Here is a 24,513-nt window from a genome sequence, read left to right as displayed (position 1 = left end):
AACCGGAGGCATGTCCGCGAATCCGCTTCCCCGCTTCACGCCCCGCCGCGCGCTGGGCCGCACCGGCTTCGTCGCCACGGCGGTGGGCATCGGTGACATCGCCGACCGCTCGGCGCCCCGGGAGTCGCTCGTCGCCACGCTGCGCCGCGCGCTGGACGCGGGGCTGAACGTCATCGACACCGCGCCCAACTACGAGGAGGGGTTGAGCGAGGAGGTGGTGGGCGAGGCCCTGCGCGGCCGGCGCGAGGGCGTCTTCCTCATCGACAAGGTGGACGTGCTCGACGCCCCGGTGGCGCCGCAGGTGGAGGCCAGCTTGCGGAGGCTGGGCCACGCGGCGGTGGACCTGTTCGCCTTCCACGCCGTGTCGGAGCTGGCCGCGTGGGAGCAGCTGGCCGCGCCGGGCGGCGGCCTGGAGCAACTGGGCCGGTGCGTGAGCGCGGGGCAGGCGCGCTTCCGGGGCATCTCCAGTCACCACCCGGACGTGCTGCGCGTGGCGGTGAACTCCGGGCTGTGCGACGTGGTGATGTTTCCGCTGGGGCCCTTCGTGGACCTTCGCTACGTGCGGGACGTGCTGCCGCTGGCGCGCTCGCGCGGCGTGGGCGTGGTGTCGTTCAAGACGTTCGGCGCGGGCAAGCTCCTGGGCGACACGGAGGGCTATGGCCGACCGCTGGAGGCCCGGCCGCGCGGCAAGGTGGGCTCTGGCGGACGCGAGGACCGCGACGTGCCCGTGCTGCCGCACCTGAGCGTGGAGGAGTGCGTGCACTACACGCTGACGTTGGACCCGGACGTCATGCTGATGGGGATGAGCCACCCCAACGAACAGGACGCGGCGCTCGGCGCGGTCCACTCGGCGCGGCCCCTGTCCGTGGAGGAGCTGACCGACGTGCGCGAGCGCGCGAAGGCGGCCATCGATGGGAAGGGCGCTGTGTGGTGGAACCCGCCGATGGCGTCCGACGTGGGCTGAGTCAGCGACCTCCCGGCCCGAGTCATTCCGTACGCGCCGCGCGCGGGGCTCTTCACTCGAAAGGCACTCAACGTCCCGCGGGTCCGACACTGGACAGTCTCCCCGTCCGCGGAGACGGGCGGCATTGTTGCCGCGTCCGGGACGCTTTTAGCTCGGGGTCTGATGTCGCGCGGCGCTTCTCTTCCATCGTGGTCCACCTGCATGCCCGCCGAGCCGATTTCTCCTCCTGAAGCTTCTCTCGATGTCGCCGGGAAACCCCGGCCCACCCCGGCGCCGCCGGAGCCCGAGCACGGGGTGGAGGCGGCCTCGTCCGAGGCGGCGCGCCTGGCCTTCCTGTCGCGCGCGGGCGAGCTGTTGGGCGCGTCGCTGGAGTGGCGCACGGTGCTGCACCGGCTGGCGGAGCTGGCGGTGCCGGTGCTCGCGGACTGGTGCTCGGTGGATGTCATCGCGGAGGACGGGAGCGTGGAGCGGGTGGCCGCGGCGCACCGTGAGCCGGAGAAGACGGCGCTGGTGCACGAGTTGTCCCGACTGCGGCCCGTGGACCTGGTGTCACCCGGTGGCATCTCCGAGGCGCTGCGCACCGGACGTCCGGTGGTGATGCCGGTGGTGACGGAGGAGATGCTCCCGGCGATGGTGCGAGAGCCCGCGCAGTTGGATGTGGTCCGTCGCCTGGGAATCCGGGCGGGGCTCGTGCTGCCGTTGCTGGCGCGGGGCCGGGTGCTGGGCGCCGTGTCGCTGGTGCGAGGCGACGAGCAGGTGTCCTTCGATGCGCCGGAGCTGGAGGTGGCGATGGAGCTGGCCCGCCGCGCCAGCCTGTCCATGGACAACGCGCTCCTGTACGAGGAGGCGCGCACGGCCCAGTCCTTCTCCGCGCGGCTGCAGACGGTGACGGCGGCGCTGTCCCGCGCGGCCACCGCCGAGGACGTGGCGCGGGTGATGGTGCGCGACGGGCTGGAGGCCTCGGGAGCGGCGCGGGTCGCCATCGCGGAGCTGAGTGCCGACGGGTGCCTGCGCGTGCTGGGCTCCGTCGGTTATTCACAGGCGTGGATGGAGGGCCTGGATGGTCAGCGCGTCGCGGGTCTGCCCGTGCTCGCGCGAGCGGCGGAGCAGCGCGAGGCGCAGTGGTTCTCCCGACTGGAGGAGCTGCTCCCCTCGGCGGGTCTCGTGGAGAGCGACGTGGCGGCGCTGGGCGAGGGCTCGCGCGCGTTCCTCCCGCTGCTGACCGAGCGGGGCATCCTGGGCTTCGTGGCGCTGGCGTGGGGTGAGCCGCGCATGTTCCCTCCGTTGGAGCGCGCGTTCCTGGACGCGCTGGCCCACCAGTGCTCGCAGGCGCTGGAGCGCGCGGCGCTGTACGGGACGCTGCGCGAGCGGGGCGAGCGACTGCACCACGCGCTTCAGATGGGCAAGGAGGCCGAGGAGCGGCTGTTCTTCCTGCTGGAGGCGAGCCGCGCGCTGGCGGAGCACCTGGACGACGTGGAGTGGACGCTGGAGCACGTGGCCCGCGTGGCCGCCAGCAGCGTGGCGTCCAGCTGCCTGGTGGAGCTGGTGGGGCCGGACGGCACCCTGCGGTGCGTGGCGTCCGCGCACCAGGAGCCGTCGCGGGACGCGTCCGTGCTCTCGGTGCTGGGCGGCGAGGGCGCGCTGTCCCTGTCACGCGAGTGCTTCCAGTCGGGCGAGCCGCGCTTCGTGCCGGACGTGGACGCGGCCCTGTGCGAGCGACTGGCGGAGCGCTCCGAGCAGCAGCGCGCGCTGTTGGAAGCCCTGAGGCCCGCGTCGCTGCTGGTGGTGCCGGTGCGCACGCGCGGGCGCACGCTGGGCGTCATCACGCTGGGCACGTCGCCGCCGCAGCGGCCCCTGGCCATGTCGGACGTGTCGATGATGGAGGAGCTGGCGCGGCGCGTGGCGGTGGCGCTGGAGAACGCGTCGCTGTACCGCGACGCGCAGGCGGCGGTGCGGCTGCGTGACGAGTTCCTGTCGGTGGCGAGCCACGAGCTGAAGACGCCGTTGACGAGCCTCAAGCTCCAGCACGGCCTCATCGACCGCGCGCTCGGCCCGGACTCGCGCGAGAAGGTGGCGCCCCGGCTCTCCACGGCGATGCGACAGGTGCAGCGGCTGGCCACGCTGGTGGACCACCTGCTCGACGTGAGCCGGGTGTCGCTGGGGCGGCTGGCGCTGGAGCCCACGGAGGTGGACCTGGGGCAGGCGGTGCGCGACGCGGTGGAGCGGATGGAAGAGGTGTTCGCGGTGGCGGGGTGCTCGGTGCGGGTGGATATCCCGGAGCCGCTCCAGGGCCGGTGGGACTCGCTGCGGTTGGACCAGGTGCTGGTGAACCTCCTGACCAATGCGGCCAAGTACGGCGCGGGCAGGCCCGTGCAGGTGACCGCGGCGGAGGCCGGCGACGGGGTGGTGCGGCTGTCGGTGCGGGACGAGGGCATCGGCATCTCGGAGACGGACCTGCCGCGGCTGTTCGGTCGCTTCGAGCGCGCGGTGAGCGACCGGCACTATGGAGGGCTGGGCCTGGGGCTCTACATCAGCCGGCAGATTGTGGAGGCGATGGGCGGCCGCATCGAGGTGGAGAGCCGCGAGGGCGTGGGCTCCGTCTTCACCGTCCACCTGCCTCGCGCAGCAGGGTGAGGGCGCGCTCCAGCACCTCGTCGCGTCCGGCGCGCAGTCCGCGCACGGTGGGGTGGACCTCCACGTCCGGGCGCAGTCCCACGCCCTGCACCGTGCGGCCGTCGGGGGTCTCGAAGCGCTGACCGGTGAAGAGGACGCAGACGTTGCCGGGCAGGCAGACGTTGGTGGTGTCGCCCACGGCGCCCGCCGTGGCGCTGCCCACCAGCCGCGCGCCGGACGCGGCCTGAATCATCATCGCCGTGTATTCGCCCTGGCTCAGCGTCCGCGCGTCGATGAGCACGACGACGCGGCCCGCGTAGCGAGGCCCGTCGCCAGAGGGCAGGGTGGCGGGGAAGCGCACCTCGCGGGCCTCTCCCGCTTCCACCAGCGGGCGGGCGATGAGCGCGGACGCGGTGGCGCCTCGCGTGTTGAGGCGCGGAGCCAGCGCCCACGCGCTCCCCTGTGGATAGCCGCGCAAATCGAAGACGAGGGCGCGCGTGTCCTTCATCGCCTCGAACATGCCGGGCACCGAGTCGGCGCGCAGCCGTCGCAGGTCCACGTAGCCCACGTCGCTGTCGAGCCGCTTCCACGGCGTGTCGTCCTGGACGGGGGGACGGAGGAACGGGAGGAAGTCGCGCGAGCGAGGCAGCCGCGATTCCTTCATGCGTCCATCCACGCCCTGGAGCATCACCTCCACGGGTTTTCCGTCCGCGCCCGCGAGCAGCAGGCTGGCCACGCGCTCCGCTCGCGCCGCGTCGTGAGAGGCGCCGAGCAGCTCCCGGAAGCGCGCGGCGCGCGTGGTCACCGCCTCGCCGTCGATGGACACCACCTCGTCCCCCACGCCGATGCCGGCGGCGCGAGCGGCCTCGGGCACGGGCAGCTCCGACACGAGGAAGCGTCCCTCCACCGAGCGCAGGACGAGCGGCGCGGTGGCCTCGGCGAGCGAGCGCAGGGGCTGGCCCTGCTCCGCGATGAAGACGTGGCCGTCGGAGACCCGCGCGGACAGCGTGTAGAGCAAATGCGTGTACGCGCGCGCATCCTCCACCGTGCGAGCGCGGCCGAGGAACTCCGGCAGCACCGCGTCCCAGTCCTTCAGGGCCTTCGGGTCCGGATGGAAGAAGCGCATCACGTTCCAGAAGCGGATGACGGCGAGCAGCCGGTAGGGCTCGGAGGGATACGCCATCGCCTCGTAGGCGTCGTCCGGTCCTCCCGTGGGGAGCACCGCGTCCTTCGCCGAGACGCGCGCGGAGGCCTTCGGAGTCCCCGCGCGCAGCAGCCGGAGCGCGGCCTGGAAGGCGGGGCCGGTGTCGCCCTCGTCCGCGCTCGCGGGCACGGTGACGTCCGCGCGCAGACCCGATGAGCCCGAGGGGAACACGAGCTCCGAGGCGCGCACCACCGCGCGCTGGCCTCCGGGCAAGGGCACCGTGCGGGTCTTCACGGCGGAGGACTCATCGAGCGCGCCCTGCGCGACGAGGCGCGTGCGTGACGAGGAGAGCAGGGCCAGCAGCAACGGCGACAGGGGCGTGCGGCCGTTGACGAGGAGGACCAGCGAGCGCTTCGGCGTCCTGGGCGCGGGCGTGAAGGTCCGAGCGAGCCGAGTCTCCACCGAGGCGCTGTAGCCGCCCGAGCTGGGCCCCAGCTGCACGGGAAAGCCGGAGTACACGCGGAAGCGCTCGGCGGGAGCCGTCACGGTGTCCGACGGAAGCGAGCGCTCCAGGAAGCCCAGCGCCAGCTCCATCCAGACGGCCTCTTCGGGACCGCTGGCGCGCAGGTCGACGACGACGCGGCGCGCGCGCTCGAGCTCAGGCCCCAGCGCCGTCATCGCCGGATACAGCGCGTTGAAGTTGGAGAAGCGCCGGTCCAGGTCCAGCACCAGCACGTCACCGGACCAGCGGGAGAGCGGGCCGGACGGCTCGCGCGGGGATGGGGGCGCGCCCGGCTCGCGCTCGACGCGGGTGAGCGGGTCCTCCAGCCGGCGCAGCATGTCGCTCACGGAGGTGGCGAGCGCCTCCGGGGTGCTCGCCGCGAGCGCGCCCGGGAGTGACTCCACGAGGGCCGCGTCCCAGTCCACCGCGCGGAAGGCGAGGGCGGGGTGCACGTACTTCACCGTGCCCCAGACGCGGCCCAGCACGGCGGCGTTCTCCAGGGCCGCATCGGGCTGCGCGCGCGGGAGGGACTGCTCCTGCGCGAATGCACGCCCCGAGACACCCAGCATCAGCGCCACCGCGAAGACACAACCCATCCAGGCCGGCATCCGCCGGACTCGCGCGCGTTCCACATCCACCTCCCGATACGGCCCCGCGCGCCAGACACCCTCTCCGTGAGAAAGGTTCCCAAGGACGCGCGGTGACATCCGGGCTCGTCCGCACACATCCTGTCCGGAACTGTCCGCGCCCCCTGGACGGCGTGGCCGCGAGCCGCGAGCGCGGGTCTCTTTTGCGTGGTGGATGTGCTCGCGGGGGCAGGCGGTTGAAGGGGCCCAAGCCCTGATTCCAGGAGTGACGCTCGAGCATGTCCCGGCGGAGGCCGTGGGGCACGAGTGCGCGAACGGACTGGCGTCTGTCTCGGATGTTTCACGCACGCGACGCTCGACACCCGTACACCCGGAACCGGAGAACGTTCATGCGAAGTCTGGATTTCATTGCGAAGCCCGCCCTGGCGGTGGCCCTGTGCACGCTGCTGGTGAGCGGGTGTGGTGGCTCGCCCCAGCCCGAAGGGGACTCCCTTCCGGGAGATCCTCAAACGGGTGGACTGGAAGGCGCGCCGGGTTCGAAGGGAAGCGGGGACACCGGTGACGGAAACGAGGGCGGCTCGGGTGGCGTGTTCAATCCGACCAAAATCGACATCTGCCACATTCCCCCGGGCAACCCGGCCAACGCGCACACGATTTCCGTGGGCGCACCGGCGTTGAATGCCCACCTCAAGCACGGCGACACGCTGGGCGCATGTGACAGTGAGCCGGACGCGGGCACGGGCGAACCTGACGCGGGCACGGGCGAGCCGGACGCGGGCACGGGCGAGCCGGACGCGGGTTCCGAGTGTGTATCCGAGGAGGGCGCCTGTGGCACGGGCGCCACGTGCTGTGAAGGCCTGACCTGCTCCGAGTCGGGCTACTGCGAGCCCATGATCGGCTGAGGTCGCTTCAGGAGGCCGTCCCGCTCATCCTGGAGTGGGACGGCCCTCCCACCATGTTGCCAGGGCCCGAGCGCGTGGCCCCGCGCGGGTCGCCCTCGCGAAGCAGCAGACTCCCGGTCGAGGCCCTCCCGCGGTGCCCACGAGGCCCCGCTCGGAGGCGCTTCCCGTTTCAGTCCAGGCCGTCACCCGCGTGCGCGCCGCGCACGGTTCCTCGCGTCGCGAGCCCCAGGCTCATGTCGGCGTGAGCACCCCGCGTGGCGACCTGTAGCGGCGCGTTCCGGACGCCCGTGCACTCCCGTCACATCTTTCGACTCAAGGAACCCCACCCCATGCGTCTTCACGTGGGGGATGGGGCGCGGACTCCGGAAAGGCATGGAACGTCTTCCGGAAAACATGAGAGTGCGACAGAGAGAAATGGATTCCCCGCATCCAGGCCTCCGAAAGCGAGGCAGGCGGTAATGTTTTCAACCGAATGGCTGTAGTTTCTGCGGAGAGAGAGGGGGACAATTTCAGTCAGACGGGAGGTCTTCTCCCGCCACTGTCCGGAACCCGAAGTCCATCCAGCCTTTCCGCATGAAGATTGAACGCCAGCACGGTTGAATCGTGGGTGGCACATGGCTCGCAGAGACACCGCGCAATAGACCCCTGTCCCAGTCGTCCCCATCCCGCTCCCCGTGTTCCTCCAGAACGCCACCTGCTCCTGCGTGCCTTCGCACTCCGACCCCAGCGAGTGCCCGACCTGGGTGCGCCCGCATCGGAACACGCCCGCGGAGGGCAACACGATGCTGTACGCGGGGACGCCTCCGCCGATGCTGGTGGAGCCCACGCCGGTGCCCGCCACGCCCACCAACTCACTGGTGGGGCAGCAGCTGGGACACTTCAAGCTGCTGAAGGAGCTGGGCCGGGGTGGCATGGGCACGGTGATGCTGGCCGAGCACGCCCTCATCCAGAAGCGCGTCGCCATCAAGGTGCTGCACGCGCACCTGGCGCAGGACCCGGACCTCGTCGCCCGCTTCTTGTCGGAGGCGCGCACGCTGACGGTGGTGCAGCACGAGAACGTCGTCGCGCTCTACGATTTGGACGTGCGCGACGGGCGCCCCTACCTCGTCATGGAGTACCTGGAGGGGCAGAGCCTGGCGGCCTTCGCGAAGGGGCCGCTTTCGCCGTCGGTGGTGGTGGATCTGCTCTCGCAGGTGTGTGACGCGCTGGGCGCCGCGCATGCGCACGGCATCGTCCACCGCGACTTGAAGCCGGCCAACGTCTTCCTGGTGCCGGGCCTGTTGGGCCGCCAGCGCGTGAAGCTGTTGGACTTCGGCATCGCCAAGCTGCTGTCGCGTCCGGCGGGCCTGCACACCACGGAAGTGGGCGTGCTCCTGGGGACGCCGGAGTTCATGGCCCCCGAGCAGTGCGGCGACGACGTGGTGGACGCGCGCACGGACATCTACGCGGTGGGAGTGCTGGGCTACTTCCTGCTCACCGGGCGCGTGCCCTTCGCGGGCCGCACGGCGGCGGAGGTGCTCATCGGTCACCTCCAGAAGCAGCCGGTGCCGCCGCACGAGGTGCAACCCGGCGTGCCGCCCTCGTTGTCGCGCGTGCTGCTCCGCGCGCTGGCCAAGCGTCCCGCGGACCGTTTCGCCCAGGCCTCGGACCTGCGCGCGGCGCTGGCCACCGCGCTCGCGCCCGAGCCCGAGCCCGTGATTCCCGGCTTCACCGCGCGGGTGCGCATGGCGGGCACGCCGCACTCGCAAGAGCTGCGCTGTGAGTGGGTGGGCCGCGCCGGCCTCTTCCTCCACACCACCGCGTCGCCGCCGCCGCTCCTGTCCGACGTGGGCTTCCTCCTGCGGCTGCCCGGTGGTGAGCTGGCCTGCACGGGGCAGGTGGTGCGCCACGTGACGGAGGAGCAGGCGCGAGGGTGGCGCATGACGCCGGGCTTCGGCGTCCAGCTGCGCGACACATCGCCCGCCTTCCAGGAAGCGCTGACCCGGCTGAAGTCCGGCGTGCGGTTGGAGCCACCCACGCCCCCTCCGTCCCCCATGCAGGAGGACGCGGTGGCGGAGCGGGTGCTCCAGGGCTTCAGGGCCCGCCTGGCGGGTGACCACTACGCGGTGCTGGAGGTGCCTCGCGACGCCACCCCGGAGACGCTGCGGGCCGGTACCCAGCGCGCTCGTACGGCGCTGGAGCCACTCAAGAGCCGCAACCTGTCGCTGGGCCAGCGTGCCCAGCTGGAGCGGGTGAACGAGCGGGTGACGTCCGCGCTGCACGTGCTGGGTCACGTGGAGCGGCGGGCCGAATACGACGCCAGACTGGGCAACGTGGAAGGGGTGGAGCGCTGCCTCTCCGCGGGCCTCACCGTCACCGCGTTGGAGAACTGCCGCCGCCGCTTCCTCGCGGAGAACCCCGGGCGGGATGGCCGCGCGGCGGTGCAGCGGCTGTCCGGGGACGCGCTGTCGTCGGTGGGGCGGCTCCAGGAAGCGCTCGCCGCCTACGAGCAGGCGGTGCGGATGGACCCGTTGGATTTGGAGGGCCTCAAGCGCTGGCGCTCACTGCGGGCCCGGCTGCGCAACACGCCCACACCGCGTTAGGCGGGCGGCCGGGCGCGTGCAACGCGGAAGCGGTGTCTTGCGTCTGGGGGGTGGCTCCTCGTTAATCCAGGGGTACCCATGGCCTCCGACTCCGACGACTCGCTTCCTCCCCAGGGCCGCTTCACCCGGCTGCGCAAGTTGGCGGGCCTCTCCATGCAGGTGGGCACCGACGTGCTCATGAGCAGCGCGAAGCGCCTGGCTGGCGGCACGCCGGAACTGCTCAGCAAGAGCTCCGCGGAGAAGCTCGTCGCCACCCTGGGAGAGCTGAAGGGCGCGGCCATGAAGCTGGGCCAGGCCATCTCCATGGACCCGGACCTGCTCACCCCGGAGGTGCGGCAGGTGCTGGCGCGGCTGCAGAACCAGGCGCCCGCCATGTCCTACGACATGGTGACGCGCGTGGTGCGCCAGGAGCTGGGCGCGGCCCCCGAGGACGCCTTCCGCGAGTTCAGCCGGGAGCCCCTGGCCGCCGCGTCGCTGGGACAGGTGCACCGCGCGGTGCTGGAGGACGGCCGCGTCGTCGCGGTGAAGGTGCAGTACCCGGGCATCGCCGAGTCGCTCACCCACGACATGGAGAACCTGGGCCTCGTCGTGAAGACGGTCTCCAAGGCGTCGCGGTTGATGGACGGCTCGGCCTACTTCAACGAGTTCCGCGACGAGCTGCTGCTGGAGCTGGACTACCGCCGCGAGGCGTCGCTGGCGGAGGGCTTCGCGCGCGGCGTGGCGGAGCTGAAGGACCTGTATGTCCCCCAGGTCATCGCCAGCCACAGCGCCGAGCGCGTGCTGACGCTGGAGTTGTTGGAGGGGCCCACCCTCAAGGACTGGGTGACGACGGTCGACTCCAACGACGAGCGCTTCCGCGTGTCGCGGCAGCTCATCCGCGCGACGTACGGGCCCTTCTTCGGCTCGGGCGAAATCCACGCGGACCCGCACCCGGGCAACTTCATGGTGATGCCGGACGGGCGGCTGGGGCTGTTGGACTTCGGCTCCATCAAGCGCTTCAGCCCGCGCTTCGTGGACGCCAACCGGCGCATGTTCCTGCAGTCCATGCGGCTGGAGCCCATGGACATCCTGCGGCTGAGCCAGGAGGTGGGCTTCACCGTGGAGCTGCCGGGCGAGGAGGCCGCGGACCTCATCCGCGAGGTGCTCCACATCGCCGGCAGGCCCATGCGGCTGACGCCGTACGACTACATGTCCTGCGAAATCACCCGCGACATGCGCAACCACTTCACCCGCAACGCGGCGCGCTTCCTCAAAATCAAGCCGCCGCCGGAAGCGGTGATGTTCTTCCGCTCCACGGGAGGGCTGGCGCAGAACCTGCGGCTCATCGGCGCGCGGGGTGACTTCCGCGGCGTCTTCCTGGAGATGGCGGAGCTGTTGAGCTGAGCGCCGGACGCTACGGGGCCGGCGCGGCCACGACGGCGCGGCCCTTGGCGTAGATGGCGTGGAGCTTCTTCGCCAGCTCCTCGCCCTGGGTGCTCTTGGTGATGTAGCCGTCCGCGCCCGAGGCCAGCGCCAGCGCGCGCAGCTTGGACTCGTCCGAGGCGGAGAAGAGCACGAAGCGCGTCCCCGCCGGCGCCTGTCCCCTCGCCAGCGTCAGCACCTTGTCGCCGGTGAGCGCGGGGATGTTCACGTCCAGCAGCACCAGGTCCGGCAGCGTCGTGCGCACCAGGTTGGACACGCCCAGTGACGAGCGGTGCGTCCGAACATCGAAACCAAACGCGGACAACGAGCGCTCCGCCAGGGTGAGCTGCTCCTGGTCATCATCCACCACCAGCACGCGGATCTTCATCTCCGACATGACGCCTCCCCCTTGAGAGCGCGGATTGGGTGCCGCCGCCCACCGGATATCGCCACCAGGCCGGGTGGCCTACGGATTATCACCTAGGCTCGCGTCCCTGTCGCCACCCTCCTGTCCTCCGGGGGCCCGACTTTCTCGTGCTGGCGGCAGGACGTGCCGGGGTGTCCGGGTGTGTCTCCACCCGCCCCGCTGCCTCATGGACCCGGGCCGTCTTCAGCCGGAGCGGTAGGTGGCGGGGCGCTCCCGGGAGGCCGCCTTCCTCTGGAGGGCGGGCAGGGTGATGGTGAACACGGCGCCCCCCTCCGGGCGGTTGGCGGCGGTGAGGGTGCCCTGAGCGCGCGTCACCACGTCATGGGCCATGGACAGGCCCAGGCCCGTGCCGTGCTGGCCCTTGGTGGTGAAGAAGGGCTGGAAGATGGAGAGCAGGTGCTCCTCGGGGATGCCGGTGCCCTCGTCCTCCACGGTGATGATGGAGTGCCCCAGCGCCGGGCGTCCGCGCACGCGCAGGGTGCCGCCCTGGGGCATGGCGTCGCGCGCGTTGCGCAGCAGGTTGAGGAAGACGCAGCGCAGGTCCGCCGCGGAGCTCTCCACCAGCGGCAGCCGGGGCACGTCCACGTCCAACAGCAAGGTCAGCCCCTGCTTCGCGGCCCGGGACTCCAGCTCGTCGCGGGCAATCTCCACCGAGTCGCGCACCACGTCCGCCAACTGCACGGGCTCCACCGGGGACTCCGGCCGCTGGCGCGCGAAGTCACGCAGGCGCGACAGGCGGGTGGTGGCGTCGGCGACGATGCGCAAGAGCGTGTCCACGTGCGCGGGCGGCGCCGCCGCGGGGGCCGCCTGCTTGAGGTCGCTCATTTGGAGCATCTCCAGCCGGAGCTTCATCGCCACCAGCAGACTGCTCAGGTCATGTGCGATGCCGGAGGCCTGCTCGCTGAGCATGCGCAGGTGCTCGCGCTCGGCCAGCGCGCGGCGCTCGCGTGCCAGCGCCTCCTCCAAGTGAACCTGCTCGGTGACGTCCCGGGCGAGCACCAGCACCACGGGCGCCTCCCGGCTCACCCGACATACCCGCACCTCCATCTGCTGGTGACCTCCCGCGTAGCTGTAGCGCGCGGTGCGGGCCGTCTGTTCCACCCCGAGCGCGCGGGCCTCCGCGGCCACGACGCTGCGCAGGGTGAGCAGTGCGGGCCCTTCCTCCTGCCCGCTGTCCGTCACATGGCGCCAGGGACCTCGCGCCAGTGTCAGGGATTGCCATCGCAGGTTGACCCACAGCACCACGTCCTCTCGGAGCACCGCGAGCGCTCCCGCGACACCTTCCAGGGCCCAGGAGTGTCTGGCGGGCGCCTGGGGCTCGTGCGCGAAGTCAGGGCCGTGTGTCTTCCTCACCTTTTCAGCGATGGCCGAGAGTTCATTCTCAGGCAAAGACGCGGGTGACATGATTTGAGCTGTAACCCAGGCCGTGGACAGCGGCAAGAGCGGGGGACCCACGAGTGCGGACGTTCAGCCCGCACGGGTATGGGTTGTGTGGACTGCGTGTCCAAATCCCGCTGCGCGGAGTCTGGATGTCTGACATACGGATGAAGGTCCGCCATCGATTTCGTCTTGTGAATGGAGGGCCCCAGGAACGATGGAAACTCCTCACCTTGAACGTTCCTTGAACACTCTTTGAACATCCTCTGATGAACACGGCAACTGGTGCGGTGCTCGGCGCGCTGAATCGCGAGAGCACGGACTGCATCTGGAGTGGTGATGACAACAGACATTTCCAACGAGCGAATCCGAGTGGCCCTCCTGGAAGACCAGCAGGTCTTCAGGGAGAGTCTGGTATTGGTACTGGAGAGCGCCGGGATGGACGTGGTGGCGCGCTGCGCGCAGACACCGCCTTTCCTGGCGCGGGTGCGGGAGCAGATGCCGCACGTGGCCGTGCTGGACTTACGCCTGGAGCCGCCGGACCAGGATGGAACGACCACGGGCATGACGGCGCTGCAGTGTCTGCATGACTTCTATCCGACGGTGAAGGCGCTGGTGCTGTCGAGCCACCACGAGCCCGAAGTCGTCGAGCAGTGTCTCCAGGCGGGCGCGGCGGGGTACCTCTGGAAACACAACGTGGGTTGCGCGGAGGTGGTGGAAGCGGTGACGCGCGTGGCGCGCGGCGAGCGGCTGATGCCTACGGGATTGTCCTGGGTCCCTTCCGTCCCCGGCTTCATGCCGCAGGAGGAGGTGCCCATGGGCGGCGTGGAGTTGGGGCTCCTGACGCCGCGCGAGCGGGAGGTGCTGGGCTACGTGGCCGCGGGCGCGGACAACCTCAAAATCGCCGCGTGTCTGAGCATCACCGAGCGCACGGTGAAGGCGCACATCACCAGCATCTACAAGAAGCTGGGCTCGGAGAACCGCACGCAGCTGGCGGTGCTCGCATGTCAGCTGGGTGTTCACCGCCCGGCAGGAGTCTGAGTCCCCGGGGCCGGCACTTGCAGGCAATGGGCACGTGCGCGCGGGCGTGTCAGGGTGTGAAGACCCTGGCGCTCCTCCCCCCTCCCCCCAAGCGCACGGGTCGTCGCGAGGAAGGTCCCCAGCGGGCCAGGGCAGAGCAGGACGTGGTGTCTGCCCTGGCCCGTGCTGTCGTCTCCGGGATTGGACGACGACGTCAGGGCTTCACGGCCGTCACCAGCTCGAAGGGCCCGCCGCGCAGCACGTCGACGCGCTGGAAGCCCGCGCCCTCGAGCATCTGGACGTAGAGCTCCACCTCGCGCAGCCGGCTGACGCACGAGTCCACGCCGATGAGGAAGTACGTCCAGAAGAACTGCGCGGCCAGCCGCTCGGGTGTGCGGAACTCCTCGCAGATGACGACGCGTCCCCCGGAGGGCAGCGCCTCCCACGCGGCCTTCAGCAGCGCCTGCGCCGTCTGCGCGGACCAGTCGTGCAGCACGCGGACGAACGTCATCACGTCGTAGCCGGAGGGCAGGGGCTCCGTGAGGAAGTCTCCGCCCACGAAGCCCAGCTGGGATGCGGCCAGGCCGAAGCGCTCGCGCGTGCGCTCCACCAGCGCCTGGGTGGCCGGCAGGTTGTAGACGTCCACGCGCGCGGCGGGGTGCTCGCGCGTCATCAACGCCGCGAGGCTGCCGTCACCGCCACCCACGTCGAGCACGCGTACGCCGTCCTTCCACAGCCTCGGCGCGTGCAGGCGCAGCGACTCCAGGATGGGAGGCAGCCCCGCGGCCATGCTCGTCTCGAAGCCCTCCAACTGCTCCGGCGTGCGCAGGGGCCAGTCGAAGTCGTCGGGGGAGATGGAGTGCTGACCGCGCAGCACCTCGGGCAGCCGCCCGTGCAGCTTGTGCCAGGCGAACTTCTCGCGGTCCTTCTCCCGGCCCCGCGGCCCCACCACGGCGACGGCTGCCTCGCGCAGCCCCGGCACCGCGTGGTAGCGCGCCGACGCGAGCGCGTCCGTGTCCTGCTCGCGCGTCACCAGGCTCAGGCTCTCCAGGCAGTCCAGCAGCTTGTAGAGCCGGCCCGGCAAAAGGCCGTGCCTCGCGGAAAGCTCCGCCAGCGAGATGGGGGCGGGCCCCTCCAGCGAGTCGAGCAGACCCAGCTGGAGCGACGCCTCCACCACGTCCACCGCCTTCGCGCCGTTGTAGAGCAGGTGCAAGAGCGCGCGCGGAGAGTCCGCCACCGTGCGCGGCTTCGACGTCACGATTCGCCCCGGGGCGGAGGGAAGCCCGCGTGGTGTACCGGACACACGGCGCTGGCCGGAGGCGCGGCGTAGGCCTCCAGCGCGCCCTCCATGCAGCCCTCGCGACGAGCGCCCGGCGCATGGCCTCCCTCGCGTCGCCACCCGGACGTCAGCTCCACGCGCACGTCCCAGAGCTGACGGAACAGGGGCAGCGTCATGCGCCCCGCCAGCACCTGCGTGGGCAGGCCGTCCAGCGCCTTCACCGCGCGGTCCACGCCGATGGTGCGCCGCACCAGTTGGAAGTGTGCGTGCAACCAGCCCTGGAAGGCCTCGTCCACGTCCACCAGTTGCTCGCACAGCCGCTTCAGGTCGTCCGGTCCGCCCTGGTACACGGCCAGCAACGTCCGAGCGCGTCGCGCGAGGAGCCTCTCCAGCGCCTGCTCCAGCCCCTCCGCCGCCTTGCGCAGCATGTTGTAGCCGGGGGACTCCTGCCCGCTGCCATTGCCCAGGCTGCGACGGATGACCTGATAGGTATCCGGCGTCATTGTCTCCAACACGGCCAGCTCCGACTTCAGGCCCTGGACGATGCGCGACACCCGCTCCAGCCTCGCGGACGCCGCCCACAACGCGTCGCGGTCCAGCTCCGCCACCACCTCCACCACCTCGCGCGAAGCCAGCTTCAGCCACAGCTCCTGCGCCTGGTGCACCACCTGGAACATCAGCTCGTCATGCGAGACGCGCTGCTCCTCCGGCGCCTGCAACGCCAGGAGCTGCGGTGTCTTGAGGTACACCTCATAGTCCAGCTCTCCGCGGCCGACCCACTTCTTCAACATCGGGTTGAAAAGGGGCTCATCCAGTTCCTGCCGCAACTTTTCCGCATAACTGTAACCATGTGGCGTGTGCATGGTGCCCTCCGAAGGGAGAGGTGGGCATTCAGAGGTGGGAGCGCGAAGGAGACGTGCCCGACTTGGGACAGCGGACGTGGCTCGCTACGACGGTGGGTACGGCGGGTGTCGCGCCCCGGGCCGTTGGGTGGCCCGGAGCACGGAAGGACAACGGCTCAGGTGGCCGGTGGCGGACGCGGCTTGAGGCGGAAGGTGCGCAGCCGGTTGGCCAGCTCCTCGCCCTGGACGCTCTTGGAGATGTAGCCGTCCGCGCCGGAGGCCAGCGCGAGCGAGCGCAGCTTCGACTCGTCCGAGGCCGAGTAGAGGATGAACTTCGTCTTCGCGGACGCGTACTGGCGCGCGAGGTTGACGACCTTGTCGCCCTTGAGGGCGGGGAAGTTGACGTCGATGAGGACGAAGTCCGGTTCGGAGGCGCTCACCAGATTCGACACGCCCAGCGCCGAGGTGTGGGTCAGCACCTCGAACCCATAGGAGCTCAGCGAGCGCTGGACGAGGTCGAGCAGGTCCGGGTCATCGTCCACCACCAGGACGCGTGCTTTTTCTTCAGCCATGGCTTCTCCCTAGATGCTTGCGGATCATCTCGAGCAACTGGTCACGATCAAGGGGCTTGGTGAGGTACGCGGTGCAGCCCGCCGCGTGTGCCTTGTCCTGATATTCCCGCCCCGCGTGAGCCGTCACCGCGATGACCGGCACGTTGGCCACGGAGGGTACCGCACGCAAGCGACGTGTTGCCTCCCAACCATCCAGCCGTGGCAGGGAGAGGTCCATCAGGATGAGGTCCGGATTGTCGCGCGTCGCGCGCTCCAGTCCATGCTCTCCGTCCTCCGCCTCGATGACCTCGAACAGTCCGCCCAGGTAGCGGCGGACGATGTCGCGATTCTGGGCACTGTCTTCTACATACAGGATGCGAGGCAGCCTGCCGGCGCTGGCGGCACGCTGGGACAACAGCAGGCCCTTGGCCTGGGCGATGACGTCCTCCAGCGCATGGCCGCCCTTCTTCACGAAGCCCGCGAAGCCGTCGCGCAAGAGCGACTCCTCCTCGTGGGTGAGCGACTTTCCGGTGAGCACCACCACGGGCACCTGGAGCTTCTCCGCGCGCAGCCGGCGCAGCACCTCGAAGCCATCCAGGTTGGGCATCATCAAATCCAGCACGACGAGCGACGGCGGTGAGACGCGCGCCTTGAGCAGCGCGTCCTCGCCGTTGCGAGCCTCGGCGGTGGAGAAGCCGGCGCGGCGCAGGTTGCGGCTGACCAGCTCGCGCGTGGCGGAGTCGTCGTCCACCACCAGCACCTCGCCCACTCCGGCGGACGTCCCCGACGGCTGGCCCAGGCAGCGCTGCACCACTTCGACCAGGCGCTCGGGCTCCACCGGCTTGACCAGGTACTCGCACGCGCCCAGCGAGAAGCCTCGGGCGCGCTGCTCCTCCACGGAGATGAGGATGACGGGGATGCTGGCCAGCGCCTGGTCACCCTTGAGCTGGCTGAGCACGGACCAGCCGTCCAGCTTGGGCAGGTGGATGTCCAGCAGGATGGCCTGGGGCTTGAGCTCCCGGGCGCGCTTGAGCGCGGCGATGCCGTCCTCGGCCACCACGACCTTGAAGCCCGCGGGCTCCAACTGGCCGGTGACGAGCTGCTGGATGAGCGGATCATCATCCACCACCAGCACGGTGCTGCCGGGCTGCGCCAGCGCGCCCACGTGCTGGGCGACCTCCGCCACGGGCACGCCGCGCTCGTGGGCCACCTGAGGCGCGCTGGTCGGCCGGTTCGCAGTGTTGGGCAGGCGCACGGTGAAGGTGGTGCCCCGGCCCAGCGTGGACACCACGTTGACGGTGCCACCGAGCACCCGCGACAGCTCGCGCACAATCGCCAGGCCCAGGCCCGTGCCGCCGACCTTGCGGGTGGTGGAGCCGTCCACCTGGCGGAACTTCTCGAAGATGAAGGGCAGCTGGTCCGCGGGGATGCCGACGCCGGTGTCCTCCACCGTCATCACGACTTCGTCGCCGGACGGCACCAGGCTCAGCGCGACCTCGCCCGTGTCCGTGAACTTGGCGGCGTTGCTCAGGAGGTTGAGCATGATCTGCCGCAGCTTCAGCGCATCGGTGCGCAGCATGCTCGCCTGGCCGTCGATGTGCGTCGTCAGGGCCACGTCCTTGCCCTTGAGGTACTCCTTCACCGTGGCCATGCACTCGTCGGCCAGCTCCTGCACGTCCACCGGCTCGGTGACGACATCCACCTTGCCCGCTTCAATCTTGGACAGGTCCAGGATGTCGTTGATGAGCGCCAGCAACGTCTTCGCGTTCGTCTTGACGACGTTCAGGTCGCGGCGGCCATGGGCCGTCAGGCGCGAGCCCTCCTCGCGCATCAAGAGGTCGCAGTAGCCGATGATGCCGTTGAGCGGCGTGCGGATTTCGTGGCTGAAGTTGGCCAGGAACTCGCTCTTGAGGCGGGCGGCGGCCTCGGCCTCGCGGGCGCGCTCCTCCTCGTTGCGCTTGGCCACCGCCAGCTCCTGGGCCAGCCGGTCCAGGTCCTCGTTCTGCTGGCGGATGATCTCCATCTGCAGCGCGCGCTGCTGGTAGGACGCCAGCGAGCGGGCGGACACGGCGCGCGTGCGCTTGATTTCCTCCAGGCTGGCGGCGAGCTGCTTGTTGGCCGCCTCCAGCTCCGCCTTGGACGCGCGCAGCATCTCCTCGTTCTGCTTGCGCTCGGTGATGTCCTCGGTGACGCCCAGCACGTAGCGGGCCTCGCCTCCGCCATCCAGGAGCGGCAGCTTGCGCGTGGCGAAGATGCGGTCCACGCCGCCCGCGCGCGCCACCTCCTCGAAGGAGCGCATCTTCTTGGTGGCGAGGATGTCGGAGTCGATGGCGACGAACGAGTCCGCCTGCTCCTGCGGGAAGTAGTCGTGGTCCAGCTTGCCGAGCAGCCACTCCTTGGTGACGCCGAACGCGTCCGCGAAGGTCTTGTTGGCCACCACCAGCCGGCGCGTCGCCGCGTCCTTCACGAAGAGGACGAAGGGCAGGGCGTCGATGATGTTGCCCAGAATCCAGTTGGTGCGGTGCAGCTCCTCCGCGGTGGCGTCATGGCGGAGCCTGTCCCCGGCCAGGGGAAGCTCGCGGCGCAGCACGGGCGCCATCCGGTTGAAGCGGTCCTCGCTGACGTAGTCGCGAGCGCCCGCGCGGGTGCTGGCCTCCAGCGTGTCGTCGCTCCAGTCGCGCGACAGCACGACGAAGGGCAGCTCGCGCGAGTGCTGACGCCACAGCGCCTGCGCCTCCGCGAAGCCCAGGCCCGGCACTTCCGAACCGCACACGACGAGTGACCAGGAGCGCCCCAGCGCGGCCGTCAGGGCCTCGGTGCTGGTGGCGCGCTCCGTCCGGGCGACGACACCCGCGTGGCCGAGCGCCTCTTCCACGCGCTGGCACTCGCGCTCGCTCGCCACGAGCAGGAGGGTGGCGGTGTCCGTCGGAGGGACGGAGGAGGTGAGGGAGGTGGCCATGGCTCAGTTCGCCCCGAACACCAGCGTCGTCAACGTGGTGTTGATGTGGAACCCCGAGTAGATTTCGAAGTGCACGTTCATCCCAGCGGCGGTGGGTGCGGCCTTCAGGGTCTCCGCGAGTTCGGCCACGGAGTTGGTCGCATGCGCGTACCACATGCGCCCGCCGCAGTGGAACAGCAGAGCGGCCTGGGGGTTGTGTACCCGGCGGGGCATCTCCTCGGTGAAGAAGCTCCGCGTCATTCCCGCCATGTCACCCAGCTTCATCAGCTCCAGCTCGGTGCCCTCCTCCAGCAGGTTGGCGAAGAGGATGGAGCCGTCCTCCTGGGGCCTCCACGCCGCGCGGATGAAGTACTCGCGGCCCACGCGCAGCGCCGTGGGGCGCACCGCGAAGCCCCGGGGCGTGCCGAACTCCAGGTCCCTCACGTCCTCCACGCCCAGGATTTCGGCGTAGCGCTTCGCGGCGGGGTGGCCGTCGATTTCGAGCGCGCGCGTGTGGCTCTCGTCCACCTTGGTGATGGTGAGCTTCTCGCCGGTGGGCACGTACCAGTGCGAGCGCAGCGCGGCCCAGGGGGCGCTGGTGCGGAACAGGGCGACGAGCACCGCGTCGGTGGCGACCTCGCCGTCCACATGCACCAGCGCGGACTGCCTGGCCGGGTCCCGGTTGTCGTCGCTGGCGCCGCCGCCCACGAGCACCAGCGTCTGGCTGCGCTCGAGGATGCCGAGCAGCAGCTCCTCTTTTTTGTAACGGAAGCCGTCGTCGATGACGAGGCCGACATACCGGCGCGGATCCAGGTCCTGCTGCCGCACGCCCAAATCCTCGCAGGCGCGCCTGATGGCCACCTGTCCCGCGGAAATCGCATCCACGGAGAGCTGGGTGCCCAGGCCCAGGCCGACCTCCAGGTCGCCGGAGAGCGCGGACAACACCACGCTGCCCTCGTGGATGCCGGTGTTGTCCAGTTCGCCCGCCGTCGTGGCGCCCACCAGCCGGGTGCCCGGCGGCAGCCGCGCGCGCACCGCGCGGTTCAGGGCGTACGGGTCCCTGTCCCGCGAGGCGAACATCGTCACCAGCACGGGCTTGATGGTGCCCAGCTGGCTCAACAGGTCCTCCGCGGCGGCTTCGGGCTCCTTCAACGTGGTGCGAGCCGTCTGCATCTTCACTTGTGCCATGAAGGACCTCCGGGGGGACTGGCGGCGGCTAGAGGCCGGCGCGCGGGTGCTCGGTATGACAGGCGCCGGTGCACTGCTGGAAGGACTCTCTGCCTCCCCCGACGTACATGCTCTCGATGGGGCCGAACTTCGCCACGTGGCTGTCCGGGTAGCTCGTGTGGCACGACAGGCACGCGGCCTTGCTGGTGCGCTGGATGCTCTCCTTCGTCAGGTGACAGGAGGAGCACTTCTCCAGGGGCGCGTCGAAGCGGTTGGAGCGCGAGTGGATGAAGTGCGTGCGCACGAAGATGGGGCCTTCCAGTTCGAAGCCCAGCGGCGAATGGCACCCGTTGCATGCGGCGCGGTTGTCGTTGCCGTGCAGCACTTCGGACAGCTCTCCGCCTTCGCTGTGGCAGCTGTTGCACGGGCCCGTCGTCAGCGTCGCCTCGGTGCGCTTCTTCGTGCCCACCTGGATTTCGATGGTGCGCGAGCCCGGCACGTCCTCGCCCAGGTACACGCGGCGGCCCTTCACCGTCACCAGGTACGTGCCCGGCGTGGCGTCGGCGGGAATCTTGTACTGCCACGTGTCCGTGTTGGGGCGGTCCCAGAGGCCCTCGCTGGGGAAGAACGCGCCGCGGAAGACGATGTTGGCGAAGGGCAGGATGGCGAACTGGGAGAAGACGCCATCGCGCGCCTCGGTGGCGACCACCTGCTCATCGACCTCCGGGTCCAGGAACGCGTCGATGTCGATGATGGAGCGGATGGGCTGGATGTTCTGTGCGGGGCCGATGATTTGCGTCATCAGCATCCGCTCCCGGTGCTTGCGGCGGTAGTACGTCGTCGTCGCATCGAAGAAGGCCCGATAGTACTGGATGCCCGCCGCGTTTCCGCCGACGGGCGCGACCTCATTGTAGGACGGCAGACTTCCCGAGGGGTGAAGCCGTTTTCCTTCCCCGTCCCGCAGGGTGACCTGGAAGGTGATTTCGGACCCGGGCGCGTAGGTGCCGTCGTGGCGCGGCGGGGTGAGGGCGGCCACGTCGATGCCGAAGCCGTACGCATAGTCCGGGTTCTGCACCTGCTCCACGGGGATGGAGTAGGGGGCGAAGGGACGCAGGCTCCAACGCAGGCGCAGGGAGGTGGTGCCGGAGGTCAGCTTGAGGGTGCGCTGCTTGGCGTGCTCGTACGCGTTGCGGACCTCGACGAGCGCCTCCTCCTCGAAGCTCCTGGCGCCCGTGCAGTCGTTGGGCGCGCGGCAGTCGGTCGTCGTGTGGATGGCGCGCAGGCGGCGGATGAAGAAGTCGTCGGTGCGGTCCCGGCGCTGGTGCTCGGCGCCGATGTTGAGGAGCACGGGCAGGCCGGTGAGGCGGCCGCGCGAGTCCACCGGCTCCACGGTGAAGAAGCTGGGCACGTCCATCCACGCCGCGCCCCGGTAGAAGCGGCGGCGGGTGAAGCCCGTCGGCCCGCCCAGGAGCACCGGCTCCTCGTCCACCGCGCGCACGCCCGACCAGCCCAGCCCGGCGAAGTCGCTGGTGGTGCGCAGCGTCTTCAAGTCCTTGTGGTCCGCGAGCGCCTGGACGGTGGCGCGGATATCAATCTGGCTGATGAAGAAGGTGCCGCCGGCGCGCACGCGCACCAATTCGCCCTGGCCGTTCTTCACCTCGAGCGCCAGACCCACGGGCTCGGGGGGGCGCGGGCGGCGCGAGTCGTCCCGGCCCGACAGCGCCTGGGCCTCCGACTCCAGCGCGTCCACCGCGACAGCCTCTTGCGAGTCCAGGTCCGGTCCGCCGCAGGCCACCAGCAACCCCGTCACCGCCGCCAGCAGCAACGTCTGGCTGGTCGTGGGGTAACCGAGCGGGCGGTGCGTACACGCCTCGCGCTGGGACCAGGGTGCTCCAAGTCCACCCATGGGTGAATCTCCTCGTACGTGTGGTTTCGGACGCCGCCATTGGCGCCCCGGCCAGTGGACCCTGTAGCCCTTCGTCGGGGGGACGATGTGGGCCGGGTCTCTCCCGTTTCCGGGTTTCCCCGGTTCGAGCCTTTTTAGCCGTACGAAGAATATCTGGATTGAACAGATGCCTTCAACTTCTAGGAAAATAATCCGCTGGGCTCAAACCCAGGAAGGCGTCAAGTGTCGGAATTTTCGCAATTCACTGAAGGAGTTACAGGAGGTCAGGCGCTGACTTGTAGGGGAAGGCAGGACCTGCCCTGGAGCGTCCTGGGAAGTTCAATGGTGAATTCCGCGCCTTCCCCGATTCGGCTCCGAAGGAGGATGGAGCCGCCGTGGGTTTCGACGAGCTGGTGGGCGATGTAGAGGCCCAGGCCGGTGCCGGGGTGGTGATGGCCTTCGCCGTGGACGCGCTCGAAGCGGCGGAAGAGGCGCTGCTGGTCGCCGGGGGCGATGCCGAGGCCCGCGTCCTTCACCGTGACGCGCACATGGGTGGCGTCGCCGTGGACGCTCAGGTCGATGGGCTGGCCGTGGCCGAACTTGAGGGCGTTGCTCAGGAGGTTCGTCACCACGCGGTCCAGGCGCAGCCGGTCCCACTGCCCGGAGGTGTCGTCCTCATGGATGCGCACGGTGAGGGCGCAGCCGGCGGCGGTGGCCTGCTCGGCGTGGCGCTCGGCCACTTCGCGCACCAGGGCGGCCAGGTCCATGTCCTCGCGGTCCAGCGTCATGTGGCCGGCGGACAGGCGCGACAAGTCGAGCAGGTTGTGCAGCAGCCGGCCCATGCGGCGCGCCTCGCTCTCCGCGCCGAGGAGGCCGTCCCGCATGCGGGGCTCGTGCGCGGTGACGTCCAGCATGCGCAGCCGGCGCAGCCTCAGCTGGAGCGAGCTCAAGGGGTTGCCCAGGTCATGCGCGGCCACGCCGATGAGCTCCAGCGCGCCCTGGGTCTCCGCGAGCAGGCGCGCGTTGTCCAGGGCGAGGGCGGCCCGGGCGGCCAGCTCCTCCATGAAGGCCCGGTCCACCTGGCCGTAGCGGCGAGCGCCGGTGGACAAGAGGCACAGCGCGCCCAGCACGCGCGGGCCCACCGCCAACGGCACGGTGAGGGAGGACGTCACGCCCAGCACGCGCAAGAGCTCCCCGTGCGCGGTGCTCTCCAGCGCCTGCGGCAGTCGCTCCGCGTCCACCTCTGGCAGCAGCTCCACGCGGCCCGTGCACACCACGTGGTGGGGGCCCACCTCGTCGCCGTGCGGGCTGCGCAGGAGCGGCTCCCACATGCGGCTGGCCGCCTGCGCGTCCGCGCACGCCACGGCCTGGGGACGCACCTGTCCGTCCGCGGAGGGCAGGAAGAGGATGCACGCGTCGGCGACCTCGGGCACGCACAGGCGCGTGAGGGCCTCGCCCACTTCACGGGCGCCAGAGAGGGGCTGGAGGACGCGGCCCGCCTCGGCGAAGAGGGCCTGGGCGCGCTCCATGCGCCGGCGCTCGGTGATGTCGCGCGTCACCTCGGCGAAGCCCCGCAGGTGGCCGCGCGAGTCCCAGAGCGCGGTGAGCAGCGTCTCCGCCCAGAAGCGCGAGCCGTCGCGGCGCACGCGCCAGCCCTCGGACAACAGGCGCCCCTCGCGCGCGGCGCGCTCCAGGTGGGCCTGATGCACGCCCGCGGCGACCGCGTCCTCGGGGTGCAGGGGCTCCAGCGTGCCGCCGGTGACGTCCATCTCCGCCCAGCCGGTGAGGCGCTCGGCGCCGGCGTTCCACGCGGTGACGCGGCCGTTGGGGTCCAGGAAGCACAGCGCGTAGTCGGTCACCGCCTCCATCAACAGCCGCAAGCGCTGCTCGCTGTGCTCGTGCCGGGCGTGCAGCGGCGCGAGCGCGTGGTGCAGCACGAAGCCCAGCGCGCCCACGCCGGCAAGGCCCACGCAGCCGGCCAGCAGCGCCTGTCGCAGCGCGACGTGCGTGGTCTCCGTATGTGTGAGCAGTCCGTGCACCACGGACAGGAGTGTCACGAGGAGCAGCAGACCGGCGAGCATGCAGGCGGACACACCCGCCCCGACTCGCTGAGCGAACGTCCAACGTCGCATCATGTGGCACTCCCCCCCATCCCTAGCGGGAACCCGCATCAGGAAGGCGACGTCCAGCATCCCTGATGTGAGGGAGCGGGAACATTGCCCGGTTGGACAAAGTCTGAGTCGCCCCAGGGCGCTTCGTGACTCTCCCAGGGTGGAAGTTGGACCACGCGGGGACCCCTGTTTCGGGGTCGGCGCGCGTCGGACGCGACAAC

Annotated in this window: 16 protein-coding genes; 6 read left to right on the top strand and 10 right to left on the bottom strand. The window is 70.5% G+C overall.

All coding sequences use genetic code 11. The annotated features are described in order from the left end of the window. Positions 1–10 precede the first annotated feature (10 nt). Positions 11–964 carry an aldo/keto reductase gene (locus tag FJV41_RS07955; protein ID WP_141641816.1) on the top strand — a complete coding sequence of 318 codons (954 nt, stop codon included), beginning with the start codon at positions 11–13 and terminating at the stop codon, positions 962–964. Between the two features lie 201 nt (positions 965–1,165). Next, a complete protein-coding gene (locus FJV41_RS07950; RefSeq protein WP_141641815.1) occupies positions 1,166–3,598 on the top strand; it encodes a sensor histidine kinase in 2,433 nt (810 codons plus the stop codon). Here the strand turns inward: FJV41_RS07950 and FJV41_RS07945 are convergent. Beyond that, positions 3,567–5,855, bottom strand: coding sequence for a S41 family peptidase (locus FJV41_RS07945; RefSeq protein WP_141641814.1), 2,289 nt, complete (start codon positions 5,853–5,855; stop codon positions 3,567–3,569). The two genes, FJV41_RS07950 and FJV41_RS07945, sit on opposite strands and share 32 nt — an antisense overlap. Before the next feature lie 344 nt (positions 5,856–6,199). On the opposite strand from FJV41_RS07945, the gene FJV41_RS07940 reads away from it, so the two are divergent. From FJV41_RS07940 to FJV41_RS07930, 3 genes are all read left to right on the top strand, one after another. Then, positions 6,200–6,712 (top strand): hypothetical protein, encoded by a 513-nt coding sequence (locus tag FJV41_RS07940; RefSeq protein WP_141641813.1) that lies wholly within the window; start codon positions 6,200–6,202, stop codon positions 6,710–6,712. A 743-nt stretch (positions 6,713–7,455) separates the two neighbouring features. Then, positions 7,456–9,294, top strand: a complete 1,839-nt coding sequence (locus tag FJV41_RS07935; protein ID WP_246137079.1) for a serine/threonine-protein kinase — start codon at positions 7,456–7,458, stop codon at positions 9,292–9,294. Positions 9,295–9,372: 78 nt separating this feature from the next. Then, positions 9,373–10,677, top strand: a complete 1,305-nt coding sequence (locus FJV41_RS07930) for an ABC1 kinase family protein (RefSeq protein ID WP_141641811.1) — start codon at positions 9,373–9,375, stop codon at positions 10,675–10,677. Positions 10,678–10,687: 10 nt separating this feature from the next. Here the strand turns inward: FJV41_RS07930 and FJV41_RS07925 are convergent, their stop codons facing one another. Beyond that, the gene (locus FJV41_RS07925) at positions 10,688–11,092 is read right to left on the bottom strand and encodes a response regulator (RefSeq protein WP_141641810.1); all 405 of its coding nucleotides are present in this window, start codon (positions 11,090–11,092) and stop codon (positions 10,688–10,690) included. Positions 11,093–11,305: 213 nt separating this feature from the next. Beyond that, complete coding sequence (locus FJV41_RS07920; RefSeq protein WP_181790474.1) at positions 11,306–12,475, bottom strand: sensor histidine kinase; 1,170 nt, start codon at positions 12,473–12,475, stop codon at positions 11,306–11,308. A 363-nt stretch (positions 12,476–12,838) separates the two neighbouring features. Here FJV41_RS07920 and FJV41_RS07915 point away from each other — a divergent pair, with 363 nt between their 5' ends. Beyond that, positions 12,839–13,540: a response regulator transcription factor gene (locus tag FJV41_RS07915; RefSeq protein WP_217442439.1), complete on the top strand. Its 702-nt coding sequence runs from the start codon at positions 12,839–12,841 to the stop codon at positions 13,538–13,540. Positions 13,541–13,733: 193 nt separating this feature from the next. Here FJV41_RS07915 and FJV41_RS07910 read toward each other — a convergent pair whose 3' ends face one another. The 7 genes from FJV41_RS07910 to FJV41_RS07880 form a co-directional block, all read right to left on the bottom strand. Continuing rightward, a complete protein-coding gene (locus tag FJV41_RS07910; protein ID WP_246137078.1) occupies positions 13,734–14,777 on the bottom strand; it encodes a methyltransferase in 1,044 nt (347 codons plus the stop codon). Beyond that, positions 14,774–15,661, bottom strand: coding sequence for a tryptophan 2,3-dioxygenase family protein (locus tag FJV41_RS07905; RefSeq protein WP_141641808.1), 888 nt, complete (start codon positions 15,659–15,661; stop codon positions 14,774–14,776). Before FJV41_RS07905 ends, FJV41_RS07910 begins: the two co-directional genes overlap by 4 nt. Positions 15,662–15,816: 155 nt before the next feature. Further along, positions 15,817–16,212 carry a response regulator gene (locus tag FJV41_RS07900; RefSeq protein ID WP_141641807.1) on the bottom strand — a complete coding sequence of 132 codons (396 nt, stop codon included), beginning with the start codon at positions 16,210–16,212 and terminating at the stop codon, positions 15,817–15,819. Then, positions 16,205–19,150, bottom strand: coding sequence for a response regulator (locus FJV41_RS07895; protein WP_141641806.1), 2,946 nt, complete (start codon positions 19,148–19,150; stop codon positions 16,205–16,207). Before FJV41_RS07895 ends, FJV41_RS07900 begins: the two co-directional genes overlap by 8 nt. 3 nt (positions 19,151–19,153) lie before the next feature. Then, entirely contained in the window at positions 19,154–20,317 is a 1,164-nt protein-coding gene (locus tag FJV41_RS07890) for an FIST signal transduction protein (protein WP_141641805.1), read from the bottom strand. Positions 20,318–20,345: 28 nt separating this feature from the next. Further along, positions 20,346–22,202, bottom strand: coding sequence for a cytochrome C (locus FJV41_RS07885; protein WP_141641804.1), 1,857 nt, complete (start codon positions 22,200–22,202; stop codon positions 20,346–20,348). 263 nt (positions 22,203–22,465) lie between these two features. Beyond that, a complete protein-coding gene (locus FJV41_RS07880) occupies positions 22,466–24,316 on the bottom strand; it encodes an ATP-binding protein (protein ID WP_141641803.1) in 1,851 nt (616 codons plus the stop codon). Positions 24,317–24,513: the final 197 nt, after the last annotated feature.

Source organism: Myxococcus llanfairpwllgwyngyllgogerychwyrndrobwllllantysiliogogogochensis, from assembly GCF_006636215.1.
GTDB classification, from domain to species: domain Bacteria; phylum Myxococcota; class Myxococcia; order Myxococcales; family Myxococcaceae; genus Myxococcus; species Myxococcus llanfairpwllgwyngyllgogerychwyrndrobwllllantysiliogogogochensis.
The sequence above is the reverse complement of the archived record's forward strand: the minus strand, read 5'-3'. Positions and strand labels throughout refer to the sequence as shown.